The sequence below is a fragment of the Phocaeicola plebeius DSM 17135 genome (genome assembly GCF_000187895.1).
Lineage (GTDB): Bacteria > Bacteroidota > Bacteroidia > Bacteroidales > Bacteroidaceae > Phocaeicola > Phocaeicola plebeius.
In genome coordinates this window covers 242,327-262,352 of sequence record NZ_DS990122.1, presented here as the reverse complement: position 1 = coordinate 262,352, position 20,026 = coordinate 242,327, and the positions used below count along the sequence as shown (strand labels likewise).

At 50.2% G+C, this 20,026-nt stretch carries 15 protein-coding genes; 5 read left to right on the top strand and 10 right to left on the bottom strand.

Features of this window, described 5'->3' with window-relative positions:
- Window positions 1-25 precede the first annotated feature (25 nt).
- From BACPLE_RS05190 to BACPLE_RS05175, 4 genes are all read left to right on the top strand, one after another.
- On the top strand, window positions 26-2,362 hold the full coding sequence (locus tag BACPLE_RS05190) for a glycoside hydrolase family 20 protein (RefSeq protein WP_007559536.1): 2,337 nt from the start codon (window positions 26-28) through the stop codon (window positions 2,360-2,362).
- A 145-nt stretch (window positions 2,363-2,507) separates the two neighbouring features.
- A complete protein-coding gene (locus tag BACPLE_RS05185; protein ID WP_040312472.1) occupies window positions 2,508-3,092 on the top strand; it encodes a non-canonical purine NTP diphosphatase in 585 nt (194 codons plus the stop codon).
- Between the two features lie 178 nt (window positions 3,093-3,270).
- Window positions 3,271-6,348 (top strand): SusC/RagA family TonB-linked outer membrane protein, encoded by a 3,078-nt coding sequence (locus tag BACPLE_RS05180; RefSeq protein ID WP_007559531.1) that lies wholly within the window; start codon window positions 3,271-3,273, stop codon window positions 6,346-6,348.
- A gap of 14 nt (window positions 6,349-6,362) precedes the next feature.
- Entirely contained in the window at window positions 6,363-7,853 is a 1,491-nt protein-coding gene (locus BACPLE_RS05175; RefSeq protein ID WP_007559529.1) for a RagB/SusD family nutrient uptake outer membrane protein, read from the top strand.
- Here the strand turns inward: BACPLE_RS05175 and BACPLE_RS18555 are convergent.
- The 6 genes from BACPLE_RS18555 to polA form a co-directional block, all read right to left on the bottom strand.
- The gene (locus tag BACPLE_RS18555; protein WP_050792066.1) at window positions 7,850-8,818 is read right to left on the bottom strand and encodes a winged helix-turn-helix domain-containing protein; all 969 of its coding nucleotides are present in this window, start codon (window positions 8,816-8,818) and stop codon (window positions 7,850-7,852) included. The two genes, BACPLE_RS05175 and BACPLE_RS18555, sit on opposite strands and share 4 nt — an antisense overlap.
- Before the next feature lie 220 nt (window positions 8,819-9,038).
- The gene (locus BACPLE_RS05165) at window positions 9,039-9,689 is read right to left on the bottom strand and encodes a chloramphenicol acetyltransferase (RefSeq protein WP_007559524.1); all 651 of its coding nucleotides are present in this window, start codon (window positions 9,687-9,689) and stop codon (window positions 9,039-9,041) included.
- Window positions 9,686-10,597 carry a ketopantoate reductase family protein gene (locus tag BACPLE_RS05160; protein ID WP_007559522.1) on the bottom strand — a complete coding sequence of 304 codons (912 nt, stop codon included), beginning with the start codon at window positions 10,595-10,597 and terminating at the stop codon, window positions 9,686-9,688. The genes BACPLE_RS05165 and BACPLE_RS05160 overlap by 4 nt, the downstream gene beginning before the upstream one ends.
- A gap of 66 nt (window positions 10,598-10,663) precedes the next feature.
- Complete coding sequence (gene ychF / locus BACPLE_RS05155) at window positions 10,664-11,767, bottom strand: redox-regulated ATPase YchF (protein WP_007559520.1); 1,104 nt, start codon at window positions 11,765-11,767, stop codon at window positions 10,664-10,666.
- A gap of 202 nt (window positions 11,768-11,969) precedes the next feature.
- On the bottom strand, window positions 11,970-12,356 hold the full coding sequence (locus tag BACPLE_RS05150) for a DUF3836 domain-containing protein (protein WP_007559517.1): 387 nt from the start codon (window positions 12,354-12,356) through the stop codon (window positions 11,970-11,972).
- Between the two features lie 153 nt (window positions 12,357-12,509).
- Entirely contained in the window at window positions 12,510-15,278 is a 2,769-nt protein-coding gene (gene polA / locus BACPLE_RS05145; protein WP_040312470.1) for a DNA polymerase I, read from the bottom strand.
- A gap of 94 nt (window positions 15,279-15,372) precedes the next feature.
- On the opposite strand from polA, the gene BACPLE_RS05140 reads away from it, so the two are divergent.
- Window positions 15,373-16,347, top strand: coding sequence for a polyprenyl synthetase family protein (locus BACPLE_RS05140; protein ID WP_040312469.1), 975 nt, complete (start codon window positions 15,373-15,375; stop codon window positions 16,345-16,347).
- 1 nt (window position 16,348) lies between these two features.
- Here BACPLE_RS05140 and deoC read toward each other — a convergent pair whose 3' ends face one another.
- From deoC to uvrC, 4 genes are read right to left on the bottom strand one after another with little or no spacing between them, the layout of a single operon-like run.
- Complete coding sequence (gene deoC / locus BACPLE_RS05135; RefSeq protein WP_007559511.1) at window positions 16,349-17,353, bottom strand: deoxyribose-phosphate aldolase; 1,005 nt, start codon at window positions 17,351-17,353, stop codon at window positions 16,349-16,351.
- 5 nt (window positions 17,354-17,358) lie between these two features.
- Window positions 17,359-17,679 (bottom strand): nucleotide pyrophosphohydrolase, encoded by a 321-nt coding sequence (locus BACPLE_RS05130; protein ID WP_007559509.1) that lies wholly within the window; start codon window positions 17,677-17,679, stop codon window positions 17,359-17,361.
- Between the two features lie 2 nt (window positions 17,680-17,681).
- A complete protein-coding gene (gene dtd / locus BACPLE_RS05125) occupies window positions 17,682-18,134 on the bottom strand; it encodes a D-aminoacyl-tRNA deacylase (protein ID WP_007559507.1) in 453 nt (150 codons plus the stop codon).
- A gap of 32 nt (window positions 18,135-18,166) precedes the next feature.
- Complete coding sequence (gene uvrC, locus BACPLE_RS05120) at window positions 18,167-19,999, bottom strand: excinuclease ABC subunit UvrC (RefSeq protein WP_007559505.1); 1,833 nt, start codon at window positions 19,997-19,999, stop codon at window positions 18,167-18,169.
- Window positions 20,000-20,026 lie beyond the last annotated feature (27 nt).

Sequence of the window (20,026 nt, the reverse complement as noted above, 5' to 3'; positions counted from 1 at the left end):
TACTAATCTTTTATATGTATTGATTATGAAACCATTTTCAAAAATGAATTGTATGGGGCTGGCATTTGCCGGAATGCTGATGGCCTCGTGTACGGACAGTCCGATGGCGGTGGCCGACTATCAGGTGGTGCCCATGCCGCTGGAGATTACGGCGGCATCGCAGGGTTCGTTCCTGCTGAAGAGCGGGGAAACCATCTGCTATACGGCAGGGAATGAAAAGATGAAGAAGAACGCCGAGTTCCTGGCGGCTTTTATCAAGGAACAGACGGGCATCGCGCTGAAGGTGGCGGAAGGTGACGGGGAAGAGGGCATCGTGCTCCGCCTGGGGCTGGAGGCTGATTCTCCGGAAGCGTACCGGCTGAAGGTGGACGACCGCAAGGTGGAGATTTCCGCTCCTTCGGAAGCGGGTGTGTTCTATGGCATCCAGACGCTCCGCAAGTCGGTGTCGGTGCATGAGGGGGCAGGAGCGGTGGAACTGCCGGCAGTGGAAATCAACGACTCGCCGCGCTTCAGCTACCGTGGTATGATGCTCGATGTGGGCCGTCACATGTTCAGCATGGATGAAATCAAGACGTACATCGACATGTTGGCTTTGCACAACATCAACCGCTTCCACTGGCATCTGTCGGAAGACCAGGGATGGCGTATCGAAATCAAGAAGTATCCCAAGCTGACGGAAATCGGCTCCAAACGCAGCGAGACGGTGATCGGACGTAACTCGGGCGAGTATGACGGCAAGCCTTACGGCGGTTTCTATACGCAGGAGCAGGCCCGGGAAATCGTGGCCTACGCGGCGGAACGCTATATCACGGTCATTCCGGAAATCGACCTTCCGGGTCACATGCAGGCGGCGCTGGCGGCTTATCCGGAACTGGGATGTACGGGCGGTCCGTATGAAGTGTGGCGCATGTGGGGTATTTCCGACAACGTGCTTTGTGCGGGTAACGACAAGACCATCCAGTTCATCAAGGATGTGCTGGCGGAAATCATCGACATCTTCCCGTCGGAATACATCCATGTGGGTGGCGACGAATGTCCGAAGGTGAAGTGGGAGACTTGTCCGAAGTGTCAGGCACGTATCAAGGCGCTGGGCATCAAGGGCGACAGCAAGCACTCGAAGGAAGAGTATCTGCAGAGCTACGTGATACATGAAGCCGAGAAGTTCCTCACCGAGAACGGCCGCAGCATGATTGGCTGGGATGAAATCTTAGAAGGCGGACTGGCTCCGAATGCCACGGTGATGTCGTGGAGAGGGGAAGCCGGTGGTATTGAAGCGGCCCGTCAGCAGCACAATGTCATCATGACGCCGAACACGTACCTGTATTTCGACTATTATCAGGCAAAGGATACGGACAGTGAACCGCTGGCCATCGGCGGCTATCTGCCTATGGAACGGGTGTACAGCTACGAACCGATGCCGTCTGCCCTTTCTCCGGAAGAACAGAAGTTCATTACCGGTGTGCAGGCGAACCTCTGGACGGAATATATCCCGACCATGGCACAGGCACAGTACATGGTATTGCCGCGTATGGCTGCGCTTTGTGAAACGCAGTGGAGCGCTCCTGAAAAGAAGCAGGATTATCAGGGATTCCTGAAACGCACGGCTCGTCTGACCAGGATTTACCAGCTGAAGGGATGGAACTACGCGACGCATATCTTCGATGTGAATGTGAACATCGCTCCCAACACGGAAACGGGCAAGCTGGATGTAACGGCAAGCACCATCGACGATGCGCCTGTGTACTATACCCTCGACGGTACGGAACCTACCACTGCTTCGTCCAAGTATGAAAACGGACTGACCATTGATGCGGCATGTGTGCTGCGCATGATGGCCGTGCGTCCGGAAGGCAACTCCCGCATTACGCGTGACAGCATTGCGTTCAGCAAGTCTACAGCGAAACCTATCACCATGTTGCAGCCTATCAATAAGCCTTACGAGTTTAAGGGTGCCACTACGCTGGTAGACGGTATGACGGGCGACCGCAACTACAAGACCGGATGCTGGATTGCTTTCTACAAGAATGACATGGAGGCGGTGATTGATTTGAAGGAAGCTACCGAAATCAGTTCCATGACCCTGCGCACTTGCGTGGAAAAGGGCGACTGGACGTTTGATACCAGAGGTATTACCGTAGAGGTGTCGGACGACAACAAGACTTTCAAGAAAGTGGCTTCGGAAGCTTATCCGGCTATGAAGGAAACGGATGCCAACCAGATTTATACCCATACCTTGACGTTTGACCCGGTAAAGACCCGTTACGTGAAGGTAACGGCTTTGTCCGAAAAGAATATCCCGGCATGGCACGGCGGCAAGGGCAATCCCGGATTCTTGTTTGTAGATGAAATCGTATTGAACTAACGGCGCATAGCCTTCGTGATAAAGGCCTGGTCTCCTGAGGGAAGATCAGGCTTTTTTATCGGCTTTTTGCGGCCGTTAGTTGAAATACTGTCGGGCGATGTGTATCTTTGTGCAGAAATGTATAATTGTCAAGAAAAAGTTCAACATGAAAAAGAAACTGGTTTTTGCTACTAACAATGCCCATAAGCTGGAGGAGATACGTGCCATTTTGGGAGATAAAGTGGAAGTGCTGAGTTTGAAAGACATCCGTTGTGAAGCCGATATTCCGGAAACGGCGGATACGCTGGAGGGAAATGCCGCGCTGAAGGCGGAATATATTCATGCGCATTATGGCATGGATTGCTTTGCCGACGATACCGGTCTGGAGGTGGAAGCGCTGGACGGGGCTCCCGGGGTGTATTCGGCACGTTATGCGGGCGGTGAAGGTCACGATTCGGAAGCCAACATGAAGAAGCTGCTGGCAGAACTGAAAGGCAAGGAGAACCGGAAGGCGCAGTTCCGTACGGCTATCTGCCTGATAGAAGGAGGAGAAAAGCATTTGTTCGAAGGCATTGTGAAGGGAGAAATCATCCGGGAGAAAAAAGGAAGCTCCGGCTTCGGCTACGACCCGGTGTTCGTGCCGGAAGGTTATTCCGAGACTTTTGCGGAGATGGGGGCTGAAGAAAAGAACAGGATCAGTCACCGGGCAAGAGCCGTACAGAGGCTGTGTGACTATCTGAACAGTAAATAAAACAGAAAAAAGGCTGTGGATTATTTCTACAAATGTGCAGAAATTCCACAGCCTTTCTTTTTTTTAATCGCGTGTAACGTTCTTGTAATCAAATTTTTAAAAAATAAAGTATAAAAAGGCTGTTTTTGGCGTGTGTTTTGCGAAGTATTCTACGGAATTAAAAACAAAAATCGTCAAAATGCAAAGAATCAGACTTTTAGTTTTATTGCTGCTGTGTGTGGTGTGTCAACAGACTTTTGCACAACAGCGTACCATCAGCGGATTGGTTATCTCAGCGGAAGATCACGAGCCGCTTATCGGTGCTACGATTTCCGTACAGGGAAACGAAGCGCATGGGGTAGTGACCGACATTGATGGAAAGTATACATTGGAAGTGGGACCGGATGACAAGATTCTGGTCGTGGCTTACCTGGGTATGAAAACTCAGTTGATAAAGGTTCCCAAGAAAGAACACCTGAACGTGGTGCTTCAGCCTGAGACCATGAACCTGGAAGAGGTGGTGGTGACGGGATACGGTAATTTCACCAAGTCTTCTTTTACGGGGTCTGCCAATACCCTGAAGGGAGATATGATGAAAGACATCCCCGTGATGAGCGTGGAGCAGAAGCTGCAGGGAATGACCACGGGTGTGTCTATTACCAGCAGTTCCGGACAGCCGGGAGCCAATCAGAGCATCCGTATCCGTGGTATGGGCTCGTTCAATGCCTCTCAGGAACCGCTGTTCGTGATTGACGGGGTGCCGGTTACTTCCGGTAGCCTGAGTGCCGGAGGAGCCGATGCGGCTTACATGAACAACTCAAAGACCAATATCATGAGTACGCTGAATCCGGCCGATATTGAAAACATTACGATTATCAAGGATGCGGCGGCAGCCTCTCTGTATGGTTCGCGTGCGGCCAATGGCGTAATCCTGATTACGACCAAGAAAGGAAAGGCTGGCAAGGCACAGGTTTCCTTTAATATGTCGGGAGGTTTCTCGAATGCGGCGGTTGATTTCCGTCCGACACTGAACGGCGACCAGCGTCGTGAGCTGCTGTACGAGGGCTTGGTAAACTATGCCACGGACAAGCAGATGGCAGACCCTACCGGCTATGCAGACGGTGAGATTGACAAGTATGCGTCTGTGCCTTCCATGGGCTATACCGACTGGAGAAAAGAGTTGCTTCGTACCGCCATCCAGCAGGATTACGAGGCATCCGTATCCGGAGGAAACGAGAAGACCACTTTCTATGCCTCTTTGGGCTATAACAGCCAGGAAGGATTGGCCAAGAACTCCAGCTTGGACCGCTACTCTGCCCGTTTGAACATGACCCAGAAGGTGGGCCGGTACGGTGAGGTAGGTGCCAACATGATGTTTACCCAGATGAACCAGGAGATGAACGAAGAACGTGGCTCTGCCATCAACCCGTATTTGTGTGTGGCGATGACCATGACTCCTTCCATGCTGGTGAGAGATGAAGCCGGGAATTATGTAGGGGCGTACGACGGCACACAGTTGAACCCGCTGCGTGATATTCTGACGGACTATAACCGCACGCGGATGACGCGTATGTTCTCCACCGGCTATGCGGCCGTAGAACCGATAAAGGGCCTGAAAATAAAGGAAACGTTAAGCTATGACTATACCATCCAGAAGGATTCGCGCTACTACAATCCGTTGAGTTCTGCAGGACCGAAGAGCGGTTCCGATGCACAGTCCTCCAAAGGATTCATCGAGTATGGAAAGCTGATTTCTTCTACTTCGGTGAATTACGTGAAGACCTTTGCGCAGAAGCACCATCTGGATGTATTGGCTGCGTACGAAGTGGAAAGCTACCAGACGGATAAGGCATCCGGCGAACGTTCCAACATTCCTTCGTATGCCGGACTGACGGAGCCGGATAACGCAGCGGTGTTGAACAGCTTCGTTTCATCAACACAGGACTATCGTATGCTGTCGTATATTTCACGTTTGAACTACGATTATGACGACCGTTATTATTTGGCAGGAAGCTTCCGCCGCGACGGTAGTTCCCGCCTCTCACCCGATAACCGCTGGGGAAATTTCTGGTCCGTATCGGGTATGTGGCATGTGAGCAACGAAGCGTTCATGCAGCCTGTGAAGCACATTCTGAGCGATTTGAAGATTCGTGCCTCTTACGGTGTGAACGGTAACCAGCCGAGCTCCCTGTACGGCTATATGGGACTGTATGCTTTCGGGCAGAGCTACATGGGCGGTTCCGGTTCGTATGAATCATCTATCCCCAACTCCAATTTGGGATGGGAAAAGAACTATAACCTGAACGTGGGACTGGACGTATCGTTCATCAACCGCATTTTCCTGAGCGTGGAATACTATAACCGCGATACGAAGGATTTGCTGTATAGCCTTCCTATCAGTGCCACCACCGGATTTACGAACTACCTGAGCAATGTGGGACAGTTGAACAACCGGGGTGTGGAACTGGAACTGCGTACCATCAACTTTGCCAATGACAACTTTAACTGGACAACGGTCTTCAATCTGAGCCACAACAAGAACAAGATTGTGTCACTCAATGGACAGCTGGAGCAGTCAATCGAAGGCACATGGTTCATTCACAAAGTAGGATTGCCTTACTATACTTTCTACGTAACGGAATACGCCGGAGTAAATCCGGATACGGGTAAGGCCATGTATTACCGCAACAAGGAAATACCGCAGGAAGATGGTACGGTGATTATAGACCGGAGCCTGACGGAGGATGCCAGTGAGGCGCAGGCCATTCCTTACAAGTCGGTTAACCCGAAGGTGTCCGGCGGTCTGACGAACATGCTGAACTACAAATGGCTGGACCTGAGCTTTACACTGACCTATTCGTTGGGTGGATATTCTTACGATAAGGTCGGTACCTACATTGAGAACGGAGCGAGCAATATCTATACTTCCAGGTACAACCTGCCGGTATATGCCATGGACCGCTGGCAGGAGCCGGGCGACCAGACCGATGTGCCACGCTTTGTGTATGGGGAAGATGCCGGACCTCAGAACTCTTCGCGCTACATTCACAGCACCAACCATCTGCGTCTGAAGAACCTTACGTTCGGGTTTACGCTTCCTTCCGAATGGACCCGCAAGGTCCTGATAGACAAAGCCCGTATCTATTTCTCAGGCAGCAACCTGCTGACATGGGCCAAATGGAAACAGTATGACCCCGAAACTCCGGTCAACGGAGAAGTGTTCTGCGAGGCACCCGCCATGCGTACCTTCAATTTCGGCGTACAATTAACTTTCTAAAAACGAACTGGATTATGAAACCACTCTATATTTATTTTCTTGCCGCCTCACTGGCATGTACCTCTTGTTCGGACAGCTGGCTGGACCTGAATCCGTCCACGTCCGTAACTACCGACCAGGCCTTTACTACGCTGGAGAATGCCCAGACAGCCCTGAACGGCATCTATCGTCTGGCTTCGGCACACAGCTATTATGGCGATAACTTCTTTTATTTTGGCGACTGCCGTGCGGCCGACGTGCAGGCCCGTATGAGCAAGGGAGACGGAAAAAGAGTCTCTCCCTATTACGAATACAATGTCAAATCGACCGACAGCTTCAACACGAGTCTTCCGTGGAACCAGGTGTACAAGGTGATTCGCCAGATCAATAACCTGATAGCCGCCATCGAAGGCGGACAGGTGAATACCACCGACACGCAGGCGCTGGATGAAATCAAGGCTCAGGCGCTGGCCATGCGAGGACTGGCACTGTACGACCTGATACGCGTGTTTGCCATGCCTTATTCGTACGACAACGGCCAGTCTTTGGGAGTACCCATCGTTACCACTGCTACTGAACCCGACTCCAAGCCGGAGCGCAATACGGTGGCCGAATGCTATGACCAGATTATTGCCGACCTGACGGGTTCGCTGGCCGGCCTTAGCAAGGAGAAGAAAGACGGTTATCTGAACTACTGGGCCGTGCAGGGTATTCTGTCAAGAGTTTATTTGAACAAGCTGGATTATCCGAATGCCTACAAGGCAGCTACAGATGTCATCGAAAACAGTAAAAACCTGTATCAGTTGTACACCATCGACGAGTACCCCACTGTCTGGGGAAAGGAATACACCAGCGAATCGCTTTTCGAGTTCTACTTCTCGCTGACGGAACCTTCCGGCGGCTCGGGTGGAGAAGGAGCCCCCATGGTCTATGCCAATGAGGAAAAAGTGGACTGGAACAACCTGATACTGTCGGAAGACTACCTGAACCTGCTGGATGAAGACCCGCAGGATGTGCGCCACTGTGTGACAGAAGTATCTGCCATAGCAAATAATGAAGGTCTCCCCGAAGCAGCCCGTAACCGCGCGGTCTATCTGACGAAGTTCCCCGGCAAGACCGGCGATCCGCGCGACAACAACCTCTGCATCGTGCGCCTGTCAGAGATTTATTTGAATGCAGCCGAGGCAGGTCTGAAAATAGGGGGCGAGCAGGCTACCAAGGGAATGGAATACCTGAACGACGTGATTACCAACCGTACCACGAATACCGCCATGAAAGTAAATGCCGCTGCCGATTTCACTCTGGAGCGCATCCTGAAAGAAAGAAGAAAGGAACTGGTGGGCGAGGGCCTGGCAGTGTACGATTATACGCGTAATAAACTGCCCGTGGAGCGTAAGGGAAGCTGGCACCTGACTTCGCTGGATACTTCCGGTGCTTATACCATCCAGCCGAATGATTCGCGTCTGGCCATCCCCATTCCGCAGACCGAGATAGACGCCAATCCTAATCTGGTGCAGAATCCTTAACTGGAGGCAGCAGTCAGATAATATCCCCGTCCTCTGGCGGTGGAAATCCGATAATCCGGGAAGTCTTGCAGGACTTTCCGGATTGTTTGTATATGCGCGTCTAATTTCTCATCCGCCTGCGGGTCGTGCGGCCAGCAAGCCGTTTTCAAGTCTTCACGGTTCACACATTCTCCTTTCTTTTCCCATAGCAGGTAAAGAAGCTGCAAGTCGAGACTGGAAATGGCACACTGCATGCCGTCGATAAGCAATATCTGCTGCTTCAGGTCGATGCTCAGCCCTTTTTCAGGCTTATTTTGCCGTTTTTTCAGGTAAAGGCAGACTTGTATACCTGTGGCAGCAAGCAGTAGGCACAGCAGCCCGTAAAAGCCCGCGTGGATATGGCGGAGCAAAGTCAGCCAGTCGTAGTCCGCCCACCCTTGCAGTTGCAGGCTGTGAGTCAGGTCGAGCCAGCAGACCGGAGTCTTATAGGCTGAGGGCGTGGGTAAGATGCCTGCCCGTGTGTGGGTGCGGGCCGACTTGTCGGAATAAAACACACCCGCCGTTCCGCTGACATGCCTTTGTTCGAGCTGTTCCTGAAACAACCGGTTCACTTCCTCCACCTTGACGGGCTGTATGTCTGCCAGCAGGTATTCGTTCAATAGTTTCCGGGCTTTCTCTTCCGGGATGCTGTCCTTGAACAGGTAAGTGGTTTTCCCCTCTGTAGTCTGGAGCGTATAGCTTTTGATTTCCCGGCTGGAGACGGGCGCGAAAAGATAAGCCTTCAGGGCCGGGTCTACGTAGATGCGCGGGTTCCTGCTGAACGCATTCAGACGGTCGTTGTAGTGAAGGCGTTCGGCTTCCTGCAAGGATTGATTGATGAGGGTATGCACCTGCGTCCGGCTATGCCGCAGTGCCGCGTAACCGCCCCCCATGAGTACGATGACAGTGGCGGCTACAGACAGGAACCAGCTTGTTCTTTTTGTCATAACGATATTCTTTAGAAGCAAATTAAGCCACAAAAAGCGGGAAGTCAAAAACATTATTGTATAGATATAAGGGTGTGCTTGTATGTTTTAGGTTTTCCGTGTGGAATCCTTATGTTTCCCAGCCCCGAACTGTAGGTTTCTCTTGTGGAAAACGTAGGGTTCCGCCGTGGGAAACGTAGAACAGAACCCTGCGTTTTGCGCATATTGATGAAGTGTTTGTTTATCTTTCCTTCAAATATTTCTCTACTTTCTCGAAGAACAGTGAGATGTGCGCCCCGTCTACAAAGGCATGGCTCACGGTCAGTGCAATGGGCATGACCAGTCTTCCTTCACGTGTCACCGCCTTGCCCGCGTTCATCAGCGGATAGTCCAGCGGATGGCCTGGGGCATACTGCGTGTAAGAGATGGAGGTAAAGTACAGCTTGGGCGTGGCACTGAGCAGGATGACGTCAAAATCGCCCTGCGCTGCAATCTCCTTGTCGGTGCCGTACGGGTCTCCGTCCTCTGGGATAGAGGTGATGATGCGCCGTGCTTCCTCGTAGAAAGCCTTGAAATCACTGTTCCAGGGAATGCGAACCGTGTAGAACGTCTTTCCCGGCACGGCGATGGGCGTCGTGATGTCTACCGTATCGTGGTAAACCACCTGCCCGTGCTTGTCCCACCGGTAACGGAACTCCTTGATTTCATTCGCCGCACGAAGAATGGCGTACAGGTAATACAGAAAGAAGGAACGGCCCTGCGCCTTCGCTTCCGCATACGCCTCCGTGCAGTCCACTTCGCTGGTCATGGCAATCCAGGAATTATGGAAATCGCGGAAGAAAAGATAGTTCTCCTTCCGCTCCCAGGTGTCAATATCGATAAGATGTTTCATGCTTGACGGAATTTTTGCGCCACCTTCCGGTAAGTAGGCATGTCAATGTGTAACTGTGTGCCCAGGTCAATCATATCGAACAGCAGGCCCTGAATCTCCGACTCATGCCCCCGGGCAATGTCCTTCTGCATGGAAGCCGTGCTGTGCGGGTCGAGCTTGTCTATCACCATCAGGTTGTAGGCCACGGGGTCGCCGGGGTAGGCGATGCCCAGTTTCTCCCCAATCTGCGCACTCTCACGCGACAGGCCGATAAACGTGTCGCGCACCTCACCCTCGTGCTGCACCTCGCCCATCGGCACGTCGTGATAGGCACCCGTGCAGGCCATGGCCGAGATGAACGACCATTTGATGAACGTATCCCGGTTTATGTCGTCCGACACGTCCACCTTGATGCCGCACTCGCGGAGTTCGCCGGCAATCCTCTCCAGCCGTTCGGGAGCCACCTGCTGCTGCGGACGCGCACCGAACACCAGGCGGAAGATGCTGCCCATCTGGCTGATTTCCCCTTCGCCCGACACGAAGCCCACGATGTAGATACACCCGTCGAGCACCTTGACCGAAGGCACCAGGCGACCGATGCGGGGCCCCGTGCCATACACATTCAGGATGGGGATGACCAGGGTGTGGGGGGTAGCCGCACGCTCCAGCACGGGGCGGATGGAGTCAATGGAATAGCCTTTCACGCACACCAGGATGACATCCGCCTTTCCCTGGTATTCTTCGGCAGTACATGCCTTTACGCGGAGGAAATGCTCCCCCTTCAGGTCCGACTTCAGGTGCAGCCCTTGCCGGCGGATGGCTTCCAGGTGCTTTCCGCGGGCAATGCAGGTCACGTCCTTGCCTGCCAGTGCCAGAAAGCCGGCGATGCATCCTCCTACACCGCCCGTTCCGATGATGAGATAATTCATGGTGAAAATAGTTATAAAGAAAAACAAGCACGGAGCGTGTAAGCCCGTGCTTGATAAATAAGTTGATTATACGTTGAAACGGAAGTGCATGATGTCGCCGTCTTCCACCACGTATTCCTTGCCTTCCACGTTGAGTTTTCCGGCCTCACGTACGGCAGCTTCCGAGCCATAGTGGATAAAGTCGTCATACTTGATGACTTCCGCGCGGATAAATCCCTTTTCGAAATCCGTGTGGATGACACCGGCACACTGCGGAGCCTTCCATCCCTTGTGGAACGTCCAGGCACGCACCTCCATCTTTCCGGCCGTGAAGTACGTCTCCAGGTTCAGCAGCTTGTAGGCCGCACGTATCAGCCGGCTCACGCCCGACTCTTCCAGCCCCACCTCCTGCAGGAACATCTGGCGGTCTTCGTACGTCTCCAGTTCGGCAATGTCGGCTTCCGTCTTGGCCGCCACAATCAGGATTTCAGCACCCTCCTCTTTCACCGCCTCACGCACCTGCTCCACGTACTTGTTGCCGCTTACGGCGCTGGCTTCGTCCACGTTGCACACATACATCACCGGCTTCGAGGTGAGCAGGAACAGCTCGTGCGCTATTTTCTGTTCGTCCTTCGTTTCAAACTGCACGGTACGTGCCGATTTGCCCTGCAACAGCGCCTCACGGTAGCGCACCAGCACCTCATACGTCTGCTTGGCCACCTTGTCGCCCCCGGTCTGCGCCTGTTTCTGCACCTTCTGAATGCGGCTTTCAATGGTTTCCAGGTCCTTCAGCTGAAGTTCCGTATCAATGATTTCCTTGTCGCGCACCGGGTCCACACTGCCGTCCACATGCGTCACGTTCTCATCGTCGAAGCAGCGCAGCACGTGCAGAATGGCATCCGTTTCACGAATGTTGGCCAGGAACTTGTTGCCCAGCCCTTCGCCCTTGCTGGCCCCTTTCACCAGTCCGGCAATGTCCACAATTTCCACGGTAGTGGGCACTATACGGTCGGGCTCCACCAGCTCGGCCAGTTTGTTCAGACGGTCATCGGGCACCGTAATCACGCCCACATTGGGCTCGATGGTGCAGAACGGGAAGTTGGCCGCCTGGGCTTTTGCGTTTGATAAGCAGTTGAAAAGTGTCGATTTTCCCACGTTTGGCAAACCGACGATACCACATTGTAATGCCATAATTTATTGTTTATTTCTGATTTATTTCTGATGCATAATACTCTAATTCTCTGCAAAGATAGTTATTTTTTAAGTTCCTGCCTATTCTTCTACGGAATGAGCGGCAATTTTGGCGGACTTCGTCGGTAGAAAATAAAAAAAGAGGCGCTTCATCACGAAGTGCCTCTTTTGTAAAAGAGAGTTTATGAATTTTCTTATTTAATCATTTGTCCATTGTAACAGTCATTTCTGGAATCAGAATGAAATCATTCTTCTTGGAATTCCATTTGTAGTATTCTGTAGTTACACTCTTGTTGTCGTATGTATAACGAATACACAAATCGTTTTCCCAGCAGTTCTTGTTTACATTCCATTTCTGTGACATATTTTCAGTCATCTGGTTGTTGTCATTGTATTTGTAGTTATACTTCATGTAGTTTGTCAGCATGTTACCGTCTTTCTTGTATACAGTTTCTGCAACTTTCAATCCGTTAACTTCTTGTGCATTGTAAATCAGGTTGTTATTCATTTTAGCAGCATAAGTTGACAAGCTTGCAACAAAAGTTATAACTAAAACAACTACACACTTTGCTAAATTCATCTTTTTCATATCTTTCTAATTTTAAGGTTTTACTTACGTTTTGTTCTTTTTGACGGTGCAAATGTAGTAAAAGCTTTGATATGTTGTATGCATTCCGGCAAAAAAAATGCGATAAATTAGCAAAATGTCACTAATTAAACATTGGTTAACAATCCGGATGGCTTAGTGTGCTTCCAGCCAATTGTGTCCCCAACCATGGTCTGCACGCAGTGGAGCTTTCATTTTGTAAGCAGCCTCCATTTCGCTTATCACAATTTGCTGCACTTTTTCTTTTTCTTCCGGCAAGACGCTGAAGTTTAATTCGTCGTGTACCTGGAGAATCATTTTCGAGCGGATACCTTCTTCCTGGAAACGCTGGTATATGCGTATCATGGCTACTTTAATGATATCGGCGGCACTGCCCTGAATGGGGGCATTGATTGCATTTCGTTCGGCATATCCTCTGACGACTGCATTTTTGGAGTTGATGTCCGGCAGATAGCGTTTGCGTTTGAAGATAGTTTCAATGTATCCTTTTTCGCGTGCTTCCTGAATGCTCTGGTCCATATAGGCCTTTACATTCGGATAGTTTTCAAAGTATCCGTCGATAAGTGCTTTGGCCTCCTTGCGGTCAACGTTCAGACGTTCTGCCAGTCCGAACACTGAAATTCCGTAGATGATACCGAAATTGGCAGTTTTGGCTTTGCTTCTTTGCTCGCGTGTCACTTCCTCCAGTTTTACCTTATATATTTTAGCGGCAGTAGCTGCATGAATGTCCTGGTCTTTCTGGAAAGCTTCAATCATGTGCGGGTCGTTGCTCAGATGCGCCATGATGCGCAGCTCAATCTGTGAATAGTCGGCCGAGAAGAATTCGCATCCTTCGTCGGGGATGAAAGCCTTTCGGATTTCCTTTCCGTCTTCGTTACGGATAGGAATGTTCTGCAGGTTCGGGTTGCTTGAACTTAGTCGTCCGGTAGCTGTGACCGTCTGGTTGAAAGAAGTATGAATGCGTCCGGTAGCCGGATTGATAAGCTGGGGGAGGGCATCAATATAGGTACCCAGCAACTTCTTCAGTCCGCGATGTTCCAGAATCTTTCCTACGATTTCATGCTTTCCCCTCAGACTTTCCAGTACTTCTTCCGAAGTGACATACTGACCGGTTTTCGTCTTTTTGGCTTTTTCCACGATTTTCAGGCGGTCGAACAACACTTCACCCACCTGTTTGGGAGAGGCAATGTTGAATTCCATTCCGGCCAGCTGGTGTACCTCTTCTTCTATCTGGTTCATTCGGGCTGTAAAATGTCGTGACGTTTCTTTCAATGCTTCCGTGTCAATACGTACTCCGTTTCGTTCCATATAAGCCAATACCGGTACCAAAGGCATTTCTATCTCTTCGAACAGTTTTTTCACGCCGTTTGTCTCCAGTTCGTTTTCGAGTACCTGTTTCAGTTTGAGCGTTACATCGGCATCCTCACAAGCATATTTGTAGACTGCCTCGGGAGCCAGGTCGCGCATGTTTCCCTGCTTTTTCCCTTTTGCTCCAATCAGCTCTTCAATTTTGATGGTTTCGTACTTCAGGTAAATTTCGGCCAGGTAATCCATGCCGTGGCGAAGTTCGGGCTGCAACACATAATGCGCAATCATGGTGTCGAACATCTTTCCCTTCAGGGTCACTCCATAATTGGCCAGCATGATCAGGTCGTATTTGATGTTTTGTCCGATTTTGAGCGAATCGGGATTTTCGAAGGCTGGTTTAAATATATTCACAATTGTAAGGGCTTCTTCACGATTGGCCGGTACCGGTACATAAAAAGCCTGGTTTTCGGCAAAACTGAAGCTCATTCCTACCAGTTCTGCCGTGATGGGATCGATTCCGGTGGTTTCCGTGTCTAGACTGAAAAATTTCTGAGCAAGTAATTTTTCGGCTAAAACCGCCATTTTCTCCTTATTATCAACTAGTTGATAGTCGTATGACAGGTCTTCTAACCTCGTGAGAATTGAATTTTTGGCGTCAGCTGTATCTTCCTCCGCAAAAAAGCCAAAGAGATCGGGTTGAGCGGCAGGAGAGGAGGGAGCTTTTTTTTCTGTTTTGATTACCCGGTCAATCAGGCTTCGGAATTCCAGCATTTCAAACAGGCGGCGCAGTTCCTCTTCATCGGGCTCTTCTCTTTTCAGTGCTTCCATGTCGAGTGTGATGGGCACATCCGTTTTGATGGTAGCCAGAAATTTTGAGAATGTGATTTGCTCTTTGTTTTCTTCCACCTTCTTCTTGATGGCTCCTTTCAGCTCGTCGGTGTGAGCCAGCAGATTCTCGATGCTGCCGAACTGGGCTATCAGTTTCTGTGCCGTTTTCTCTCCCACACCCGGGCACCCCGGAATGTTGTCGGCTGTATCTCCCATGAGTCCGAGCATGTCGATGACCTGCAAAGGCGACTGGATGTCGAACTTGGCCTTGACTTCTTCCACTCCCATCACTTCAAAGTCTTTGTCACCGTATTTGGGGCGATACATGAACACGTGTTCACCCACCAGCTGTCCGTAGTCCTTGTCGGGAGTCATCATGTAGGTATTGATGCCTCTTTTACCGGCTTCCGTAGCCAGTGTACCGATTACGTCGTCGGCTTCGTATCCGGCAATCTCCAGAATAGGAATATGATAGGCACGTATGATATCCTTTATGACAGGAACCGACTGCCGGATAGCTTCCGGAGTCTCTTCCCGTTGCGCTTTGTATGCTTCATAAGCTTCGTGGCGAAACGTAGGCCCCGACGGGTCGAAGGCAATTCCGATGTGAGTGGGATTTTCTTTCCGTAGCACTTCTTCCAGCGTATTGACAAATCCCAGGATGGCAGAGGTGTTAAAACCCTTCGAGTTGATGCGAGGATTCTTGATAAAGGCGTAATAAGCACGGTAAATCAGTGCATAAGCGTCTAATAGAAATAGCTTCTCCATTCGTGTAAAAATATTAAGTTTTTTCATGTAAAAGTACAAAAAAATACGGTATTCAGTCTTTTATTATTACTTTTGTGGGCCTAAATAAATGTACATGAACAAAATTGATTTAATAAAGCAGCCTGTAGAAAAAGAATTAGAGGAATTCAGAGGGCTTTTTGAGGACTCTTTGACGAGCACAGACCCTCTCTTGGGAGAGGTGTTGGCTTACATCAAGAAACGGAGCGGAAAGATGATGCGTCCTATTCTGGTGATGCTGACGGCTAAACTGTTCGGTACATTGAATGAATCAACCTTTCATGCGGCACTGTCGCTGGAATTGCTTCATACCGCCAGTCTGGTACACGATGATGTGGTAGACGAGAGCGACAAGCGTCGGGGGCAGTCTTCTGTAAACGCAATCTATAATAACAAAGTTTCCGTACTGGTGGGCGATTACATGCTGGCCACAAGTCTGAAGCATGCCGCACTGACCGGTAAGGTAGAACTGGTAGAACTGGTGGCTACTTTAGGGCAGGAATTGTCGGAAGGTGAGATTCTGCAGTTAGGCAATATTGGTAAGGAAGATTTCTCAGAGGAGGCATATTTCGATGTCATCCGGAAGAAGACAGCCGCCCTGTTTAAAGCCAGTTCGCAGAGTGGAGCCGTATCGGTAGGAGCCGTGCAGGAAGAGGTGATGAAAGCCGGATTGTTGGGCGAAATGATTGGCATCGCTTTCCAGATAAAGGATGATATCTTTGATTATTTCGAGAGTCCGGAACTCGGTAAGCCTACAGGAAACGATATGCTCGAAGGAAAACTTACGCTTCCTGCCTTGTACGTGTTGAATCAGACAGGAGATGACAGCTTGAAGCAGACTGCTTTGAAGATACGTTCCTTGGAAGCTTCAAAAGAAGAAATAGCGGCCTTTGTAGAAACCGTGAAAGAAAGGGGAGGAATTGAATACGCCACCCGCATAATGTACGAGTTCCGCGATAAGGCATTGGCATTGGTCCCTGCTTCGGCCGATTCCTGTTTAAAAGAAGCTCTGACTGCCTACATCGATTATGTGATTGAACGAAATAAATGATTCAAAAAAATCCCCTTTCTTCAATGAAGAGAGGGGATTTTTTGTTCCTTATGCGAAGTCTTTTTAGTAAGAACTTGGTTTCACTTCCCACAATGTCAGAAAGCAATAGGTTGGCCATGCGGCTTGTACCCAGACGGAACAGCTCGTTGGTCAGCCATTCTTCTCCTAACAGCTCTTTTACGATGGTGTAGTACACCAGTGCGTCGTGCACGGAGTTAATGCCTCCAGCGGGCTTAAATCCGACTTTTCGGCCGGTCTCCAGGAAGTATTCCTTGATGGCCTGACACATCACGTAAGCAGCTTCCGGTGTGGCAGCCGGACTTTCTTTTCCGGTAGAAGTCTTGATAAAGTCAGCTCCTGAATACATAGAAAGGATAGAAGCTTTCTTGATGTTTGAAGCACTTCCCAATGCACCGGTTTCCAGGATCACTTTTAAGTGCTTGTCGCCGCATACTTCTTTCAGCTCTTCGATTTCGTCGCACATACCTTCGTAGTCACCGCTCAGGAATTTGCCTACAGAAATCACGATATCTATTTCGTCTGCGCCACTATGGATGGCCATGGCAGTTTCGGCCACTTTCACTTCAATGAAGGTCTGTGAAGAGGGGAAACCTCCCGATACGCAGGCAATCTTCACGTCGTCTGCTTCCAGTGTATCGTTGACGATTTCAGCCATGTTGGGATATACACAAATCGCAGCCACGTTCTTCAGGTCAGGGTAGCGGTCGACAAACTCATTGACCTTCTCCGTGAACTTCATCACGCTTGTGTCGCTGTCTGTACACTTCAGTGTAGTCAAGTCAATACAGTTGAAAAGGAACTTCTTTACTTCCTTCGTATTGTTTTCTTCCAGGTGCTTTTCGATGAGACGGGCTGTCTTCTCCGCAATTTCATCGTCCTTCAGATTCGTTTGATATTTACTCAACGCATCTTCGTACTTGTTGTACTGGTTCTCTTCTTCGTGCGTGTGTTCGCATCCGCACGCATGTTCGTGATTAGGATTCATATACTTTATAGTTTAGGGTTGTTTTTATGTCTTTCCTTGTCTCGGCTTGTTTTCTTCTCCAGGTTCTTTCTGAACGCTTCCGTCAGGTCCACTCCCGTCTGGTTGGCCAGGCAGAGCAACACCCAGAGCACGTCGGCCATTTCGTCGCCCAAGTCCGTTTTCTCGCCTGCCTTGAACGACTGGTCGCCGTAGGTGCGTGCCATGATGCGTGCCAGTTCGCCCACTTCTTCCGTGAGTACAGCCATATTGGTCAGCTCACTGAAGTACCTTACTCCGTACGTCTTTATCCATTCGTCTACGGTCTTCTGTGCTTCTTCCAGTGTCATGGTTATTCCTTGTTTTTGGTGTCCATGCAGATGGTCACCGGTCCGTTGTTCAATAATTCTACCTTCATGTCGGCTCCAAACTCACCGGTTCCTACTTGTTTTCCCAGGGCAATGCTCAATTCATTGCAGAAGTATTCGTACAGAGGAACGGCAATTTCATGTCCGGCAGCCCGGATGTAAGAGGGGCGGTTTCCCTTCTTGGTCGAGGCCATCAGTGTGAACTGGCTTACTACAAGGATTTCTCCCTGCACATCCAGAATGGACTTGTTCATTACTCCATTCTCATCGTCAAACACACGAAGGTTGACAATCTTCTTGCAGAGCCAGTCTGCATCTTCCTGCGTGTCGGCAGCTTCAATGCCGAGCAGAATCATGAAGCCTTCTTTGATGGCCGATTTACAAACTCCGTCAATGGTCACGGATGCGTGTGTTACGCGCTGTATAACTACTCTCATGTGATTCGTCTTGTTTCTACAAAAATAGCAATTTATTTGGATTCAGATAGTGATTCCTTCACGCTTTTCGCTGCACTTTCTCCAATTACTTCGGCAATCTCTTCCAGGCTGGCTTGCCGGATGCGGGCCACACTCTTGAACTTTTTCAGCAGGGCCGTTTTCCGCTTGTCGCCGATGCCTTTGATATTGTCGAGGGCAGAGGCAATCTGGCTTTTGCTTCTTTTTTCCCGATGGAAGGTGATGGCAAAGCGGTGCACCTCATCCTGGATATTTTCCAGCAGATGGAAAAGGGGAGTGCCCTGCTTGATGCCGAGCGTCTGCGGCGGAAAACCAAACAGCACTTCCGACGTGCGGTGGCGGTTGTTCTTGGCAAGTCCCACAATGGGAATCTGCAGGTGCAGCTCGTCTTCTATCACCTGCCTTACCACTTCCATCTGTCCTTTTCCTCCATCCGTCAGAATCAGGTCGGGCAGTTCGCCCTGCTCTTCCAGAATACGGCTGTAGCGGCGGCGTACCACCTCCTGCATGGAAGCGTAATCGTCCGGTCCCACCACCGTTTTGATAAGGTATTTCCGGTAGTCTTTTTTGCTGGGTTTGGCTTTCTTGAACACCACGCAGGCAGCCACTGCATCCGACCCTTGAATATTGGAGTTATCAAAACACTCAATGTGGTTCGGCATTTTCTCCAGTTGTAGCTGTGCCTGGATTTCTTTCATCAGCCGTACGCTCCGTTGCTCCGGATTCAGTTTTTCGGCCTGCTTCAGGCGGTCCACTTTATACTGCTTCACGTTCATCAGCGAAAGGTCGAGTAGGTGTTTTTTCTCGCCCTTTTTAGGAATCGTGAACGTTACGCCGTTCATTTCCATGTCCAGTTCAAAGGGCACGATAATTTCCTTCGATGTGCTTTTATAACGTTCGCGCATTTCCACGATACCCAACTGCAGCAGTTCCTCCTTGCTCTCGTTCATGCGTACTTTGTATTCGAAGGTGAAAGCCTGGTTGATGCATCCGTTGGTAATGTGCAGGTAGTTGATGTACGCCGTATTTTCGTCCGTTTCTATGGAGAATACATCGATGTGATGAAGCACCGAACTCACCACTTCACTCTTGGCGCGATAGCTTTCAATGAGCATGTATTGCTCCTTGAGTTTTTGTGCTTCCTCAAACTTCATCTCTTCTGCCAGGCATTTCATTTCTTCCATCAGCGCATTGCTTACCTTCTGGGTATTGCCTTTCAGCAGCTCCCTTGCCTGCGCTATCTGCTGCATGTATTCTTCGTGTGACTGCTTCCCGATGCAGGGCCCTTTGCAGTTCTTGATGTGGTATTCCAGACAGACCTTGAACTTTCCCTGCGCAATGTTTTCGGGCGTCAGTGCCAGGTGGCAGGTACGGAGCGGATACAGCTTTTTAATCAGCTCCAGCAAGGCCATCATGGAAGGCACGTGGCTGTACGGACCGAAGTAATTCGAACCGTCGCGAATAATCTTCCGGGTCTTGTAGATGCGCGGGAAATACTCGTTGCTGATACAGATGGAAGGGTAGGTCTTGTCGTCCTTCAGCAGCACGTTGTATCTTGGCTTGTATTTTTTAATCAGGTTATTCTCCAGCAGCAGGGCATCCTCTTCCGAGTTCACTACGATGTAGCGGATGTCGGCAATCTTGGAAACCAGCATGCGCGTCTTGGCCGACTGGTGATCCTTGGAAAAATAAGAATAGACACGGCGCTTCAGATTCTTGGCTTTTCCCACATAGATGATGACCCCTTCCTTGTTCAGGTATTGGTAGATGCCCGGACCTTCCGGAAGGTTCAATACGATTCCTTTCAGGTATTCGCTGGTGTTGCTTGTCTTTTCTGTTTCTTCCATGTCGTAGGGTTCTTGTCAGGGTGAATA

Excerpts from the sequence above, each read along its gene's own strand:
- uvrC (WP_007559505.1), bottom strand. The coding sequence starts at position 19,999 with ATGGAAGAAACAGAAAAGACAAGCAACACCAGCGAATACCTGAAAGGA.
- BACPLE_RS05190 (WP_007559536.1), top strand. The coding sequence starts at position 26 with ATGAAACCATTTTCAAAAATGAATTGTATGGGGCTGGCATTTGCCGGA.
- BACPLE_RS05150 (WP_007559517.1), bottom strand. The coding sequence starts at position 12,356 with ATGAAAAAGATGAATTTAGCAAAGTGTGTAGTTGTTTTAGTTATAACT.
- BACPLE_RS18555 (WP_050792066.1), bottom strand. The coding sequence starts at position 8,818 with ATGACAAAAAGAACAAGCTGGTTCCTGTCTGTAGCCGCCACTGTCATC.
- BACPLE_RS05165 (WP_007559524.1), bottom strand. The coding sequence starts at position 9,689 with ATGAAACATCTTATCGATATTGACACCTGGGAGCGGAAGGAGAACTAT.
- dtd (WP_007559507.1), bottom strand. The coding sequence starts at position 18,134 with ATGAGAGTAGTTATACAGCGCGTAACACACGCATCCGTGACCATTGAC.
- deoC (WP_007559511.1), bottom strand. The coding sequence starts at position 17,353 with ATGAATCCTAATCACGAACATGCGTGCGGATGCGAACACACGCACGAA.
- BACPLE_RS05140 (WP_040312469.1), top strand. The coding sequence starts at position 15,373 with ATGAACAAAATTGATTTAATAAAGCAGCCTGTAGAAAAAGAATTAGAG.
- BACPLE_RS05160 (WP_007559522.1), bottom strand. The coding sequence starts at position 10,597 with ATGAATTATCTCATCATCGGAACGGGCGGTGTAGGAGGATGCATCGCC.
- BACPLE_RS05175 (WP_007559529.1), top strand. The coding sequence starts at position 6,363 with ATGAAACCACTCTATATTTATTTTCTTGCCGCCTCACTGGCATGTACC.
- BACPLE_RS05180 (WP_007559531.1), top strand. The coding sequence starts at position 3,271 with ATGCAAAGAATCAGACTTTTAGTTTTATTGCTGCTGTGTGTGGTGTGT.
- BACPLE_RS05185 (WP_040312472.1), top strand. The coding sequence starts at position 2,508 with ATGAAAAAGAAACTGGTTTTTGCTACTAACAATGCCCATAAGCTGGAG.
- ychF (WP_007559520.1), bottom strand. The coding sequence starts at position 11,767 with ATGGCATTACAATGTGGTATCGTCGGTTTGCCAAACGTGGGAAAATCG.
- polA (WP_040312470.1), bottom strand. The coding sequence starts at position 15,278 with ATGGAGAAGCTATTTCTATTAGACGCTTATGCACTGATTTACCGTGCT.
- BACPLE_RS05130 (WP_007559509.1), bottom strand. The coding sequence starts at position 17,679 with ATGACACTGGAAGAAGCACAGAAGACCGTAGACGAATGGATAAAGACG.